This is a genomic window from Micromonospora sp. WMMD723 (genome assembly GCF_049863385.1).
GTDB lineage: Bacteria > Actinomycetota > Actinomycetes > Mycobacteriales > Micromonosporaceae > Micromonospora > Micromonospora wenchangensis.
On sequence record NZ_JBMKNR010000001.1, the window covers coordinates 3,971,025 to 3,986,134 of the forward strand.

General features: G+C 71.8%; 11 protein-coding genes. 10 read left to right on the forward strand and 1 reads right to left on the reverse strand.

Features of this window, described 5'->3' with window-relative positions; all coding sequences use genetic code 11:
- The first annotated feature begins 149 nt into the window (after positions 1-149).
- From ACN261_RS17970 to ACN261_RS17980, 3 genes are read left to right on the forward strand one after another with little or no spacing between them, the layout of a single operon-like run.
- Positions 150-1,991 carry an SCO2524 family protein gene (locus ACN261_RS17970; protein WP_425851155.1) on the forward strand — a complete coding sequence of 614 codons (1,842 nt, stop codon included), beginning with the start codon at positions 150-152 and terminating at the stop codon, positions 1,989-1,991.
- Positions 1,991-2,920 carry an SCO2523 family variant P-loop protein gene (locus ACN261_RS17975; protein WP_425851156.1) on the forward strand — a complete coding sequence of 310 codons (930 nt, stop codon included), beginning with the start codon at positions 1,991-1,993 and terminating at the stop codon, positions 2,918-2,920. Before ACN261_RS17970 ends, ACN261_RS17975 begins: the two co-directional genes overlap by 1 nt.
- Positions 2,905-3,882: an SCO2522 family protein gene (locus ACN261_RS17980; protein ID WP_425851158.1), complete on the forward strand. Its 978-nt coding sequence runs from the start codon at positions 2,905-2,907 to the stop codon at positions 3,880-3,882. Before ACN261_RS17975 ends, ACN261_RS17980 begins: the two co-directional genes overlap by 16 nt.
- On the opposite strand, the gene ACN261_RS17985 is transcribed toward ACN261_RS17980, so the two are convergent.
- Positions 3,861-4,832 carry an SCO2521 family protein gene (locus ACN261_RS17985; protein ID WP_425851160.1) on the reverse strand — a complete coding sequence of 324 codons (972 nt, stop codon included), beginning with the start codon at positions 4,830-4,832 and terminating at the stop codon, positions 3,861-3,863. The genes ACN261_RS17980 and ACN261_RS17985 overlap by 22 nt on opposite strands.
- A 295-nt stretch (positions 4,833-5,127) precedes the next feature.
- Here ACN261_RS17985 and ACN261_RS17990 point away from each other — a divergent pair, with 295 nt between their 5' ends.
- The 7 genes from ACN261_RS17990 (at position 5,128) to ACN261_RS18020 (ending at position 14,844) form a co-directional block, all read left to right on the forward strand.
- Positions 5,128-9,333 (forward strand): HEAT repeat domain-containing protein, encoded by a 4,206-nt coding sequence (locus ACN261_RS17990; RefSeq protein WP_425851161.1) that lies wholly within the window; start codon positions 5,128-5,130, stop codon positions 9,331-9,333.
- 61 nt (positions 9,334-9,394) lie between these two features.
- Positions 9,395-9,535, forward strand: coding sequence for a hypothetical protein (locus ACN261_RS17995; protein ID WP_425851163.1), 141 nt, complete (start codon positions 9,395-9,397; stop codon positions 9,533-9,535).
- A 154-nt stretch (positions 9,536-9,689) separates the two neighbouring features.
- Positions 9,690-10,589, forward strand: coding sequence for an NAD-dependent epimerase/dehydratase family protein (locus ACN261_RS18000; protein ID WP_425851165.1), 900 nt, complete (start codon positions 9,690-9,692; stop codon positions 10,587-10,589).
- Positions 10,590-10,684: 95 nt separating this feature from the next.
- Complete coding sequence (locus ACN261_RS18005; protein ID WP_421486527.1) at positions 10,685-11,533, forward strand: alpha/beta fold hydrolase; 849 nt, start codon at positions 10,685-10,687, stop codon at positions 11,531-11,533.
- A gap of 27 nt (positions 11,534-11,560) precedes the next feature.
- The gene (locus tag ACN261_RS18010) at positions 11,561-13,441 is read left to right on the forward strand and encodes a 2-oxoacid:acceptor oxidoreductase subunit alpha (protein WP_425853620.1); all 1,881 of its coding nucleotides are present in this window, start codon (positions 11,561-11,563) and stop codon (positions 13,439-13,441) included.
- Positions 13,431-14,465 (forward strand): 2-oxoacid:ferredoxin oxidoreductase subunit beta, encoded by a 1,035-nt coding sequence (locus tag ACN261_RS18015; RefSeq protein WP_421486528.1) that lies wholly within the window; start codon positions 13,431-13,433, stop codon positions 14,463-14,465. The genes ACN261_RS18010 and ACN261_RS18015 overlap by 11 nt, the downstream gene beginning before the upstream one ends.
- A gap of 163 nt (positions 14,466-14,628) precedes the next feature.
- Positions 14,629-14,844: a DUF5988 family protein gene (locus ACN261_RS18020; protein WP_421486529.1), complete on the forward strand. Its 216-nt coding sequence runs from the start codon at positions 14,629-14,631 to the stop codon at positions 14,842-14,844.
- Positions 14,845-15,110 lie beyond the last annotated feature (266 nt).

Sequence of the window (15,110 nt, forward strand, 5' to 3'; positions counted from 1 at the left end):
ACCGGATAGCCGGCTCGCCCACACCCAAGATTCTGTCTCAGCTGACACGCGGCGTGCCCGCTAAGATGGAACTCGGCGACTGTGGACCTTCGCGAGCACGGCAACGACAGCGGTTCTGAGTCGGCGACTACAGCAGACGGCGGTGGATCATGCGGATACAGCCGCGCCAGGAGATCCTCGACATCTGGCGGGCCACGGTGCGCAGTTGTTGGGACAATGGTGAATGGCGCTGGGGCGGCCGGAGCGGCAGCAACTCGATCAGTGATGCGGAGCAGTTGCTGACCCTGCTGCTCCCCGCGGCCAAGGTTTCCGTGCTGTCGCTCGACGATCCGGACCGGGTCGACGACGACGTGGTCGAGGCACTCGGTTCGCTCGGCGACGCGATCAAGGTCCCCCGTCAGCTGGTCGGCGTGATGATCGACTATTTCCGCCGCTACACCGACGAGGCCGGCACGCCGATCTTCGCCGGCGGCAGCTACCTCACCCCGGCGGAGGACGGGCCGCCGCTCACCGAGGAGCAGCGCTCGCTGGACATCGTCGACTCGTTCGCGGTGTCCGTCACGCTCACGCTGGCGACGATCGGTTTCGTCAAGGTCTACCGGCAGGCCACCCAGCGGCGTGATCTCCTCGCCCAGTTGGACGAGCTGGAGGCGATGGCCAACGTGCGGCTGACCGCGGCCATGGTCGGTCTGCTCCGCAGCTTCAGCACCTCCGTCTTCACCGCCACCGACCCGCACGGCCGTCGGCTGTGCGACATGGTCAACCAGGACGAGTTGCCGCGCCGGGAAGTCGTGGACGCGCTGCGCGATCAGTTGCGGGACACGATGGCCAGCCTGCGCAGCGTGCTCCTCGGGTCGGGTCGGGTGACCGAGGACCTCGACAACAGCGAGATGCTCTTCGAGTGCGGCTGGTCCTGGGGAACCATCGCCGGAGCCGAGGAGGTCCCGACCACCGAACCGATCGGCCAACAGCGTCCCGGGTCCGCGGAGAACGCCCCCTACCTCTACTTCACGGTCATCGCGATGGACGCCATCGAGGACCTGAACTCCGAACGCACCCGCCTGCTCGGCCTGCTCAACGAGGAACAGCAGCGACTGTCCCGGGCGCTGCAGCTGCGCTGGGAGCTGACCCGGACCTACTGGGCGACGGTGGCGACCTTCGGCAACCGGCGACGCTGGCCGATCGAGGACATCCCGTGGCGGACGACCGACGGCGACCGGACCGACTACTACACGTTGCAGACGACGTCGTTGGCGGTCAAGGGCCTGCTCGCCGTGGGGCGCGGCGGCGACGAGGAGCTCGGCCGGATCGCCTCGGTGCTGGTGGAGTTGGCGCAGCGGGCGCGGATCACCCGCCGCGCGTCCCCCGGTGAGCAGGCTCTGCTCGTGCACGCGCCAGGCAAGCAGGTGATCCTCAACGACCGTGAGTCGAAGCCGATCATGACGTGGAACGTGAACGAGTTCTCCACGGTGCTGCTCCAGCGGGCGATAACCGTCGCCGGCCTGCTCAACAACGCCCGGCGGCGCAGCGAACTGCTCGAGTTGGCGGACGAGGTGTGGGACCACCTGCTGCTGCGGCGCATCCCGGACGGTCGGCACCAGGGGTTGTGGGACCATGCCGGTGGCGCGTTCCCGGGGCTGGCGCCGATGCCCGAGGCACCCTCCTGGTACCTGACCGAGCGGGCGGTGCACGCGATGGTCAACGCCAGTCAGCTGCTCTCGGAACGGCCCTTCCCCCGGGCCGGCGGGCTCGCGGCGTACGCCCAGGATCTCGTCGACGAGGCCGAGTACCTGTTCGACCGGGAGATAATGCGCGGCACGTTCTCCGGTGTGGCGATGCAACGCAACATGCGCAGCATCCGGTCGAGCCTGCGTCGGGCCCAACTGCTGGTGGACGAACGTCCGGGCACGGCGGCCGCCCTGGCGAACACGGTGTTGCTGCAGATCAACGACGTCACCACCGGTCAGCAGAAGGCCGGCGAGGGGATCTGATGCTGGTCTTCGTCACGTCACACAAGGGTGGCACCGGTCGGTCGGTGACCGCGGCGAACATCGCCTACCGCAGCGCGCTGTCCGGCCGGGCGACCTGCTACCTGGACTACGACTTCGGCTCGCCGACCGCGGGGGTCACGTTCCAGATCCCGCAGGCCGTCAACGGGGTGGAGGGCTCCGGGCCCAGCCGCGGCGGTCTGCACCGGTACCTGCGCGGGGAGATTCCCGCGCCCGAGCGGTTGGACGTCTGGGGCACCTCCGAGCGGGCCAGCCTGCGCCAGCGGCCCGTCGGCTCGGGGTCCCTGGTGCTCCTACCCGGCCAGCGCAACGGCAGCGAGTTCGGCTTCACCAGCGACATCGCCAAGCGCTGTGTCGACCTCTTCCTGCGCCTGGAGGAGGAGTTCGACCTGACCCTGGTGGACCTCAGTGCCGGCCGGTCGTACGCCAGTCACATCGCCCTGGCCGCGACCGCCACCCCGGCCCTGTGCAAGGTCACCGCCCGCTGGCTGGTCTTCCACAGGTGGACCCCGCAACACGTCACTGCGGCGGCGGACCTGGCCTTCGAGGCGGGCGGGATTCTGGCCATGGGCGGGGAGTACGGCCACGAGCGGGAACGGTTGCGGGAGTCACTGCGGTTCGTCCGCACCGCGGTGATCGACGTCCGAGGCGGCGAGGTCGGTCATCTCGACCTCGCCCAACAGGCGTTCCTGCGTAAGTGCGACGACGAGCTGTCGGAGCTGGCCCGGCGTAAGGGGGTCGGCCGTACCTCCCGACTCGGCTCGGTGCCGCTCGACCCGCTGTTGCAGTGGCGGGAGCAGCTCATCTCGGACCACGACGTGCAGACCAAGATCGCGAATACGGGGACGGTGGACGTCTTCGTGGAGCTGACCGCGAAGTTGTTCGACGAGACCGCATGGGAAGCCGTGTGACCGACCTGGACGTCACGTTCCAGGAGGCAGCCGCAGTGGCCCGTACGGAGAACGTGGCCTACGCGCACCTGTCGGTGGAGTTGGGGCACTTCTACGCCGAGGACTTCGGCGCGGAATGTCAGGAGCTGCGGGACAGGTTCGCCCGGATCGCCGAGTGGTCGGCGATCATCCCGGGGCTGGCGGGCCGGGGGCTGGCGGGGGGTCGCCAGCCCCGGGTCAGCACCTGCTTCATGGTGGACGACTACTTCTACCGGTTCGGCACCCCGCGCGAGGTGATCGGGCGGGTGCAGAGCGCGGCGGCGGCGCAGGGGCTGGTGCTCGACTACGTCGCCCGGGAGTCCAGCTTCGCCCGGCACGACGGCGTCGAGGTGGCCCAGATGGTCGTCGACGCCCTGGTGGTGGAGCCACCCCGGCACACCACCGGTAGCCGCCCCCCGTCGAGCGAGTCGGGCTGGCTGTCCAACGGCATGCGCTCACCCGGCCATGTCGACGCGCCGGCGATGACGCTGCCCCGGCCGTGGTCCCCACCGGTGCAGTCCGGTGACCCCCGGCACTCCATCTTCGTCGACGTCGAGCTGTGGTCCGGTGAGGAGAGCAACCGGGTGTGGTCGTGCGCCCTGCTCGCCTCGGTCTGGCAGATGGCCCGGCTGGGCGTCTTGCGTCGTCGCGGCGAGGCGCTGATGCAGCCGCACCGGCTCACCGGCGAGCTGCCCGACTCGTGGGATGCGCTACCGGCCGTCGTCCAGCTGAATCCGGCCGCCGCGCCGTTCTGCGCGTACCGGACGCTGACATTGATGGACACCCAGTACCTGGCGGTGGAGCTGGCGGTGCGGACGATTCTCGGCCAGGTGGCGGTGCCCCCGGCGATCGCGCAGCAGGTCACCAGCCGGGCGGGCGGCGAGGGCGTGCGGTTGCCCGACGAACTGGTCGACCGGTTGAGTTACGTGTTCATCGGCGGGTGAGTGGTCAGTGCCCTGCCGCCCTGCTGGCCGGCGAGGTCACGCAGCAGGGCCAGGTTGGCCAGGGCGATCTGGTCCCGGATCCAGGTGACCGATGAGTTCCACTGCCGGCTGAACCCCGGCACCTGTTCGAGCCGGTCCCAGATCGGTCGCAGCCGGGGGCTCACCCGGGCACCGGGCAACCACAGGTGCAGCAGGTGCTCCAGCACCGGCCGCAGCCGCTCGATGTGTTCCGGGCCGGTGGCCGAGCGGGCGACGGCGGCCTCCACGAGGGAGGACAGCGTGGTCAACAGCCAGTCGTGCAGGGCGAGGTCCTCGCAGAGGCCGGCCACGGCGTCCGGCACGTCCTGGGGATCCAGCACCAGTTCGACCGTACGCAGCGTGGGGGAGCCCACGGTGACCACGGCCGAAACCTCCCGCTCCGGCCGTGTCGAGACCTGCGCGGCCCAACGCAGCCGGGTACGCGCCGCGCGCAGCGGCGGACGCCGGTCCAGCAGGTCGGAGGTCTGCACGCCGTCGAGCACCCGGCCGGTGATCGCCTCCAGGTTCAGCACGTCGGCGTCGTCGCCGCGCAGGAATCCCGCGGTCAGATCCACGGCGTCCAGCTTGCCCACCGTCTCCAGAACACCCGGGTTGGCCAGGTAGTGCGACCACGGCCGGCGTCGATCGCCGCCCGTCACCCGGATGACCGAAGACGCCTGCACGATCCGGCCGCCGGTGACGATCGCCCGGGTGACCACCGCACCGACCCCGCGTAGCTGACGGCGTCGGGCGCTGGGCAGCCAGCAGTCCACCCCGGTGCGGACGTCGGGGGAGACCGCGTAGAGCGACGGACGGCGGGAGGTCAGCACCGCCTCGCCCTCGACCAGGCGGAGTACCTCGGAACTCTGCTCGTGGGCCAGCGCCGTGCTGTGCTGCAGCAGGTTGGTGTGCACCTCACCGAGTGTGAGCATGACTTCCTCCGCATCACCGCACCCGTCCGCGCCGGCTCGCGGAATGCGTCCCCTGGTGATTGACATGCGCCGCCGTGATCCGTGCCGATTCCGGATGCGTGCCGGAGGAAAAAACCGGGCAAAATGAGATCCGGCCCGCTCGGACCTGATCCGTGCTGCCGACATCATAGGCCCGCCTCCGCGTGGGAATCCCATGTGCGGCACCGCGCGGTGAGTGTCCGTCGGACATGAGGCGATGACGGCGGCTGATACGTTCAGCAACGGTCGCCAGTCTCCCTCCCGGAGGGTGCCGTTCATGAAGGTCTACATCTCGGCCACTCATAAGGACCTGCTGGAATACCGTCTGGCCGTACACGCCGTGGCCCGTCGGCTGAAGATTGAGGACGTCGCCATGGAGGCGTACGGCACCGACGTCCAGCCACCGCTGGAGCGCTGCCTGAACGACGTCCGGGACTGTGATCTCTACCTGGGCCTCTTCGCCTGGCGGTACGGCTTCCGGCCGCCCGGCCACACGTCGTCCATCACGGAGCTGGAGTACCGCGCCGCGCTCGCGGCCGGAAAACCCTGCCTGGTCTTCCTGCTCGCCGAGGACGCGCACTGGCCGGGCCACATGATGGACCGGGGCGACGACGGTGACCGGATCGTCGAACTGCGCCGGGAACTCCAGGAGCACCACCTGTGTGACTTCTTCTCCAGCGTGGACGACCTGACCGCCAAGGTGATGGCGGCGCTGACCGACGTGCTCAGCGGCCGGTCCCCGGTCCGCGGGCCGGCCGACCCGGGCACCCACCTGCCGGAGGAGATGCGGGCCCGCTACTACCGGAACCTGACCCTGATGTACGAGGCGGTCCCGGTGAACGCGGTGTCACCCCGACCCACCATCGGCTACCTGACCGTCGGGCTGCCGAAGGTGTTCGTGGAGCCCCGCGTGCACGAGGAAGCCCGCCCGGAGATGCCGCTGGCCTGGTGGCGCCCGGCCGGGACCACGCCGGACGGTGACGACGCGGGGCTGCCCGGGGTGGTGGACCCGGAGGAGGTGGAGCGGCTGCGGGAGGAGTACGCGGCCAAGGACGCGTTGATGCTGTTCGACGTGGTGTGTGATCCCGCCCGGCGGATGATGGTGCTGCTGGGCGACGCCGGATCCGGAAAGTCCGCGGTCGCCCGCTACCTGGCGCTGGTGCTGGCCGGGGTCTGCGCCGAGCCCCGGTTGGCGGCGCTGGACGGCCACCTGCCCGTGCTGATCGAACTGCGGTCGTACGCCACGCACCGGGGGGACGGGCGGTGCGACGGTCTGCTGGACTACGTGGGCCACAGCCAGCAGATGGGCCTGCCCGGACTCGACCGGACGGTGCTGGAGGCGTATCTGCGCCGGGGCGGCCGGGCGCTGTTCCTGTTCGACGGGCTCGACGAGGTGGTCGACCCCGCGCAGCGGGAGGAGGTGGCCGCGCAGATCGCCACCTTCGCCAGCGAGTACCCGGGGGTGCTGACGATGGTCACCTCGCGGGCGGCGGGATATCTGCGGCAGACCTTCGCCAGCGCCGGGTTCGACCATTTCACGATCGAGGATCTCGACGACGGGCAGATCGCCCGCTTCCTCGGCAACTGGTGCCGCTACGTGATGCCCACCGAGGCGGAGGCGGAACAGCAACGGCGACAGCTTCTCGACGTGGTGCGCAACTCCCGCGCGATGCACGAGATCGCCGGCAACCCGCTGTTGCTGATCCTCATGGCCATCGTCGGCCGGGGCCACCCGCTGCCCCGCAACAGGCGACGACTGTACGCACACGTCACCGACGTCCTGATCTCCGAGTGGGACGTCACCAAACAGTTGCGGGAGAGCCACGGCGAGGTGCCGGCGCTGGATCTGAAGGCGAAGCACCGGCTGCTGCGCCAGTTGGCCTTCCGGATGCAGTTCCGGGAATCGGGGCCGGCCGGGAACTGCATCGAGTCCGACGAGCTGGCACTCATCTTCCGGGACCACCTCGTCACGTTCTACAGTTTCGGAAACGAGCGGGCACTCGCCATGGCCTACTCGATGATCGGCAAATTGCGCGAGCGGAGTTTCATCCTGGAGCGCTACGGCCTACGGCTGTTCGGGTTCGTGCACCGGGCGTTCCTGGAGTTCTTTTGTGCCGAGGAGATCGTGGACGGAATCGAGCACGATCCGGCCTCCTGGGGCCCCGACCGGTTGCGTTCGCTGTTCCGTGACCACTGGGCCGATCCGTCCTGGCGGGAGGTGCTCCGGCTGGTGGCCGGCGCACTGCCCGTCCCGACCGCCAACGACCTCATCGTCCGGCTCGCCACCGAGGGAACCCGACCCTGGCCGCCGCTGAACCTGAGCGGTCCGCCCTGGAACCTGGTGCTCGCCGCGCAGTGCGTGGCGGAGGCCCCGCAACCCGCGGACCTGGCCGAGGCGGGCGAGGCCGTGCTGCGCCAGGTCGTGCTGCTGGTCGAGCACGGCATCTCCGCCGAGGACCCCCAACTGGTCGACCTCACCGAGCACGAGCTGCTCTCCTCGATCCGGGTGCTGGGGCCGGACTGGCCCGGCCGAACGACCTTCCTGCACTGGTACCGCCGCCGTGGGATACGTACCAGTTGGCGCACGGGCTCCGCGTTCGCCACCCGGATCGCCGCCGCGCTCTCCACCGCCGACGAACGGCTGGAGGATCTCCTGCTCCTGGAGTTCGGGCAGGGCACCGAACGGCACGCCCACCTCACCCTGGTCGCCGGGCTCGCCGAGGCCGCCGCCCGGATGGACCGCAGCGGTCGCCGCCGGTACCGGGACCTTCTGCTCGCCCAGGCCCGCGCCGAGATCTCCACCGCGGTGCGTCAGGCCGCGGTGCGGGCCCTGGTCACCCACTTCGGCGCCGACCCCGACCTGCCGGACGTGCTGCGTGGGCTCGTCGACTCCGCCGACCTCGCGGTGCGTGCGCTGGCCGTACAGTCCCTCGGCGGTCGCACCGCACTGTCCGACGACGTCCGCCGGATGGTCGTCCGGGCCACCACGGACTCCGACGCCCCGGTACGCCGGGCCGCCGTCGGGGTGCTCACCGCGCGCCTGACCGAGGTGCCGGACGCCGCCGGGACACTGCGACTGCTGCTCGACACCGACCCCGACCCGGGGGTGGCGCAGCGGGCGCTGGAGGGCCTGCTGGCCCTGCCCGGGCGGGCCGGGTCAGCCCGCGCCGCCGCACTGCGACGGGTGGACGGCGACGCCCCGGACGAGGTACGACGCTGCCTGCTGACCACCCTGCTGCCGGGACCACCCGGCCCGGAGGACATGGACCTGCTGCTGAAGCTGGCCGGCTCGGACAGCTCCGCGCGGCTGCGCACGGCGGCGGTACGGCTGCTGGCCTCCGGACCCGACCCGCAGGGACGGTGCCGGTCCCGGCTGGTCGACCTGATCGAACAGGACGAGGAGCCGTCCGTGCGGGCCGCCGCGGTGACCGCGCTGATCGACCGGGACCGGGCCGAGGAGGCCGGGTGGACCGTGGTGGCGAGGGCGGCCCGCGAGGACGAGGACGCGACGGTACGCCTGGCGGCGGTGCGCGGCCTGGTCGACGCGTACCCGGACCCCCGCACCGGGGAACTGCTGATGGAAAGCGCCCGACGCGATCCGACGGCCAGTGTCCGGCTCGCCGCCGTCGACCTGCTCACCGGGCGGCTGCCGATCGGCCACGCCACCCGTACCCTGCTGATCGGCCGGGCCTTCGAGGAGCGGGACGCGCTCGTCCGGTTGCGGGTCACCCGGAGCCTGACGGCCCTCGCCGATCCGCCCGAGCCGACGGTGCGGGAGTGCCTGACCGAGCAGGTCGGCAGGGATCCCGATCCGACCGTGCTCCGCGCGGCGGCCGAGGCGCTCGCCCGGCACGACGGCTCCGACGGCCTGCGGGAGACGCTGTGCCGGCGGGCCCGGCGGGACAGCTACGGCGGCATCCGGCTGGCCGCGGTGCAGACGCTCGGCCGGTACGGCGGCTCCGACGCGGTGACCGACGTGCTGTTGGAGTGCATCGACCTGGACACCGACCCGGCCGTGTTCGACGCGGCGGTGACCTGCCTGACCCGGCAGGGCCCGACGTCCATGGCGGTGACGCTGCGGCTCATGCGTCGGCTGGCGGACAACGACCCGGCGATCCGCGCACGGGTCGCCGCCGCGCTCGGCGAGCACTTCGGCACCGATCCCGAGGTGCAGGTCCTGCTGGTCGGTCTGGTCCGCGACGACGCGTCCCTGGAGGTCCGGCGTCGGGCGGCCGAACAGCTGGGTGCGAACCTGGCCGGCCGGCCGGAGGTACCGGAACTGCTGCTGAGCCTGGTGGACGACGACGACTGGGAGATCCGGCGGACCGCGCTGCTCTCGTTGACCCGGCACCACTGGCGGGACCCACGGACCCGGGAGCTGCTGGTGCGGCTCACCCACCGGGGGCAGGACGACAGCACCCGGCGGCTGGCCGGTCAACTGCTGGCCACCCTGCCCGACACCAGGCCCGACGACTTCCTGTGACCGGCCCGCGCGCGGCGCTTCGCGACGGCTTCTGATCGACCCTGTCAAATACCATGGGCCCATGACGGACCCGGTCGTCGGCTCGCCCCGCCGGGCCGGCTGGTGGCTGCGAGGACTGTTCGGGATCATCGGACTGGCGGCGCTGATCCTCGGCTACGTCGGCTTCGAGAGCCTGCTACGGACCCGGCCCGGGGCGCACTGAGTTCACGTCTGTCCAGCGCGGCGACCTGTCCTCGCCGGCATGACATCGAAGAAGTTCGAGCCGCAGCGGCTGCTGGCCGCGGCCGTCGCGGCGGTGCCGTGGCTTGACAACCGGCCCGGTCCGCAGTGGACGATGAGACGTGAGAATCCTTGTGGTGGGTGGTAGCGGTCTGATCGGCGCGCACGTCGTCGAGGTGCTGCGCGGGCGGGGACACCGGGTGACCACGGTGGCCCGTACCGCCCGGCCCGGTGTCGACCACCTGCTCGACGTCGAGTCCGCCTCGACCGACGACCTGCGACCGCTGCTCGCCGGCCACGACGGTGTCGTCCTCGCCACCCGGGCCGACGAACAGCGGGTGCTGCCCCGGCCGATCCACCCGCTGCTGCGCCGCGAACTCGTCGACCCGGTGGTACGCCTGCTCACCGCTGCCCGCACCGAGGGCCTCACCCGGGCGGTCCTGACCGGGTCGTACTACACCTTCTTCGACCGGCGGCATCCACAGTGGCGCCTGGCGGACCGGCACGTCTGCGTCAGGTGCCGGCGGGAACAGGCCGCCGAGGGACGCGCCGCCGCCGGCCCGCAGTTGCCGGTCACCGTGCTGGAGTTGCCGTTCGTCTTCGGCCGGGCCGGCGACCGGCTGCCCAACTGGGCCGGTCCGCTCGACCGGTGGGCGCGGTCCCGGGCGCCGCTGGCGGTCCCCGCCGGTGGAACGGCCGCCGCCTCGGCGCGCAGCGTGGCCGAGGTCGCCGCCGACGCGCTCGAACAGGCCCGGGGCGGGGACGTCCCGGTCGCCGACGAGAACCTCACCTGGGCGGCCATGATGACCCGCATCGCCCATGCCGTCGGCCGGCCGCGTCGGGTCGGCCGCCTGCCCGCCCCCGCCGTCCGTGCCGCGCTGGGCTGCGGCGGAATGCTGCACGCTCTCGCGCGCCGGGAGGCGGGTCTCAACCCCACCTACCTCGCCGACCTGCTGCTGGCCGAGTTGTTCGTCGAACCTACCACCGGCCGGTCGCTGGAACCGGCGGTGCGCGACACCTTCGCCGCCACCGGCTGACACCCCCACCGGCTGACACCGCCGCCAGCGGGTGCCCCGGGGCGCTACAGCCGGACGCAAGGTTCGCGTTAGGTCCGCCCGCGACGATCGGGCGTATGAGTGAGATCGGTCGCACGCTTCGGGTTCCGGACGCCAACCTGTACTACCAGATCTGCGGTTCCGGGCCGGTGCTGCTGATACTCCAGGGTGGGGACGGGGACGCCGACCGGGCGGCCGATCTGGTCGCGCAGCTCGCCGAGGCGTACACCGTGGTCACCTACGACCGGCGCGGCCTGTCGCGCAGCGTCATCGACCCCGACGACGGCCGCCCGGTGCCGGTGGAGACCCACGCCGACGACGTGCACCGGCTGCTGGCCGAGGTGACCTCGGAGCCGGCGGTGGTGTTCGGTTCGAGCATCGGTGGTCTCACCGGGCTGCACCTGGCCACCCGGCACCCGGAACAGGTCCGGGTGCTGGTCACGCACGAGCCGCCGATCCTCGACCTGCTGGCCGACGACCTGTGTCGCACGGTCAACGCCGGCCTCGACGAGGCGGAGGAGCTGCACCGGAGCGCTGGCGGCCTGCCGGCGCTGCTGCGCCTGGGCGCGCTCAACGGGGTGGACTTCCGCCGGCTGGCGACCGAGCCGGGGGTCGCGATGCCCCCGCCGCCCGACGAACGGCGGACCGCGAACATCGAGTTCTTCCTGTCCCGGGACCTGCCCGCGTTCCGGGAGTACCGGCTCGACATGGACGACCTGGACGCGATGAAGACCGGGCCGACGCGGGTCGTCCCGGCCGCCGGGCAGGACTCGCGCGGCGTGTGGGGCTACGTCGCCGCCGAACGCCTCGCGGCCCACCTCGGGTTGGCGACCTCGGAGTTCCCCGGCGGGCACGCCGGGCTGACCACCCACCCCCGCGCCTTCGCCGCCCGGCTGCGCGAGGTGCTCTCCAGTTTCGGCGTGTGACGCTCGGAAGGCGGAACCATGACGACGATGGTGCACGACACGACGACGACCGGTGCGGCACCGGGGGAGACGCCGGTCCGGCGGCTCGACCGGGTGGTCATCCGCTTCGCGGGCGACTCGGGCGACGGGATGCAGCTCACCGGGGACCGGTTCACCTCGGAGACCGCCCAGCTCGGCAACGACATCGCGACGCTGCCCAACTTCCCGGCCGAGATCCGGGCGCCGGCCGGCACCCTGCCCGGCGTGTCGAGCTTCCAGCTCCACTTCTCCGCCGTAGACGCCCTCACCCCCGGCGACGCGCCCGACGTCCTGGTCGCGATGAACCCGGCCGCGCTGCGGGCGAACCTCGCCGACCTGCGCCGCGGTGCGGCGATCATCGTCGACACCGACGAGTTCACCGGACGCCAGCTGACGAAGGTCGGCTACCGGGCCAACCCGCTGGAGGACGGTTCGCTCGACGGGTACGAGGTCCATCCGGTGGCGCTGACCACGCTGACCCTCGGCGCGCTCGCCGGGACGGGGGTGTCGAAGCGGGACGCCGCACGGGCCAGGAACATGTTCGCGCTCGGCCTGCTGAGCTGGATCTACGCCCGCCCGTTCGCGTCTACCCTGCGGTTCCTGGAACGCAAGTTCGCCACCCGCCCGGAGTTGGCCGCCGCGAACGTCACCGCCTTCCGGGCCGGCTGGAACTACGGCGAGACCACCGAGGACTTCACCGTCCGGTACGAGGTCGCGCCGGCCCCGATGCCGCCCGGCAGGTACCGCAACATCACCGGTAACGCGGCGTTGGCGCTGGGGCTGGTGGCGGCCGGCGTCCGGTCGGAGCTGCCGGTGTTCCTCGGTGCGTACCCGATCACGCCGGCCTCGGACATCCTGCACGAGCTGTCGAAGCACAAGCGGTTCGGCGTCACCACCATGCAGGCCGAGGACGAGATCGCCGCGGTCGGGGCGGCCCTGGGCGCCTCCTACGGCGGTGCGCTGGGGGTGACCACCACCTCCGGGCCGGGGGTGGCGCTCAAGGGCGAGACGATCTCCCTGGCGGTCGCGCTGGAACTGCCGCTGGTCGTCATCGACGTGCAGCGGGCCGGTCCGTCGACCGGCATGCCGACCAAGACCGAGCAGGCCGACCTGGACATGGCGCTGTTCGGCCGCCACGGTGAGGCGCCGCTGGCGGTGATCGCCCCGGCGACGCCCGCGGACTGCTTCGCCGCGGCGATCGAGGCGGCCCGGATCGCCCTGACCTACCGCACCCCCGTCATCCTGCTGTCGGACAACTACGTGGCGAACGGCTCCGAGCCGTGGCTGCTGCCCGACGTGTCCAGGCTGCCCGACCTCCGGGTCAGCTTCGCCCGCGAACCCAACGGTCCGGACGGCCGGTTCCTGCCGTACCTGCGGGACCCGCAGACGTTGGCCCGGCCGTGGGCGGTCCCGGGCACGCCGGGGCTGGCGCACCGGATCGGCGGCCTGGAGAAGGCCGACGGCACCGGCGACATCTCGTACGACCCGGCCAACCACGACCTCATGGTGCGTACCCGGGCGGCCCGGATCGCCTCGATCCCGGTGCCCGACGTCGAGGTGGAGGACCCGGACCCGGACACCCGGGTGCTGGTGCTCGGCTGGGGCTCGACGTACGGGCCGGTCACGGCCGCGTGCCGGGCGCTGCGCCGGCGGGGCCACGCCGTGGCGCAGGCCCACCTGCGGCACCTGAACCCCCTGCCGGCGAACCTCGGCGACGTCCTGGCCCGCTACGACCGGGTGGTCGTCCCCGAGATGAACCTGGGGCAGCTCGCCCGGGTGCTGCGCGCCAGGTACCTGGTCGACGTGGTGTCCCACACCAAGGTCGAGGGTTCGCCGTTCACCACCGGCGAACTGGAGAACGCCTTCGAGAGGGTGATCGGTGATGCCTGAGGTCGCCCTGTCGTTGACCGCCCGGGACTTCCGGTCCGACCAGGAGGTCCGCTGGTGCCCCGGCTGCGGTGACTACGCCATCCTCGCCGCGGTCCAGGGGTTCCTGCCGGAGTTGGGCATCCCGCGCGAGAACATCGTCTTCGTCTCCGGCATCGGCTGCTCGTCGCGCTTCCCGTACTACCTGGACACCTACGGGATGCACTCGATCCACGGGCGCGCGCCGGCCATCGCCACCGGCCTGTGCGTCAGCCGGCCCGACCTGTCGGTCTGGGTGGTCACCGGCGACGGCGACGCGCTGTCGATCGGCGGCAACCACCTGATCCACGCCCTGCGCCGCAACGTCAACCTCAAGATCCTGATGTTCAACAACCGGATCTACGGGCTGACCAAGGGGCAGTACTCGCCGACGTCCGAACTGGGCAAGACCACCAAGTCGACGCCGGTCGGTTCACCCGACACACCCTTCAACCCGCTCTCGCTCGCGCTCGGCGCCGAGGCGAGCTTCGTCGCCCGTACCCTGGACGCCGACCGCCAGCACCTGCAGTCGGTGCTGCGGGCCGCCGCAGCCCACCGTGGCTCGGCGTTCGTCGAGATCTACCAGAACTGCAACATCTTCAACGACGGCGCCTTCGCGCCGCTCAAGGATCCGGACGTCCGTGACGACCACCTGATCCGGCTCACCCACGGCGAGCCGATCCGGTTCGGCGCGGACGGCCGGTTCTGCGTCACGCATCCGCCGGGCGGGTTCGGCCTCGCCGTCCGTCCCACCGCGCAGGTGCCGCCCGGCGAGATCGTGGTGCACGACGAGTCGGTCACCGACCCGGCGTACGCGTTCGCGCTGTCCCGGCTCTCCGGCTCCGACCTGCACACCACCCCGGTCGGCGTGTTCCGCGCCGTCGAGCGGCCCTGCTACGACGACACCGTGCGCGCGCAGGTCGCGCACGCCACCTCGACCGGGTCCGACGACCCGACGCGGATGCTCACCGACCTGCTCGACAGCGGCGACACCTGGACGATCGGCTGATCGCCGTGCACCGCACACGACACGGGCGGGGCCGAGGACGTTCCCGGCCCGTGCGGGCCGGTGACCGGCCCGGCGTCGTCACCGGCCGGGACGTCGGCACCGGCGCTCCCCGATCCCACCGTTTCGCACAGCCCGTCGACAGCACAGAGCCGGAGGTATGGCCATGACCACGTCGCAGGTGAGGGTTCGTCTCGAGGGCGGCCCGAACGGTTTTCCCGACGACTTTCGGGCCCGGTTGGTCAACAGCCTGGAGCCGAAGATCAAAGTGCGGTACGGCTGCGGCTACGAGCACTTCGAGCGCACCGACGAGTCGCTGACGGCGGTCGACGGTGATGTCGTCATCTACCGCTGGACGGCGCAGACCCGTATCGCCGAGTGACCTTTCCCCCCCACCCGCGGTGGCCGCCATCATCCCCCGATGGCGGCCACCGCGCTGTTCGCACCCGAGCTTCGGCCGGGCCCGATGAGCCGCCGGCCCGGCCGGAAGAGTCGCCGGCCCGGCCCGATGAGCCGCCGGCCCGGCCCGATGAGCCGCCGGCCCGGCCGGAAGAGTCGCTGCGCGACGGGGGGGCAGGTAGCGGGGAGCGGGGTCCGCAGGGGTCGGGGTCCGCAGGGGTCGGGGTCCGCAGGGGTCGGGGTCCGCGT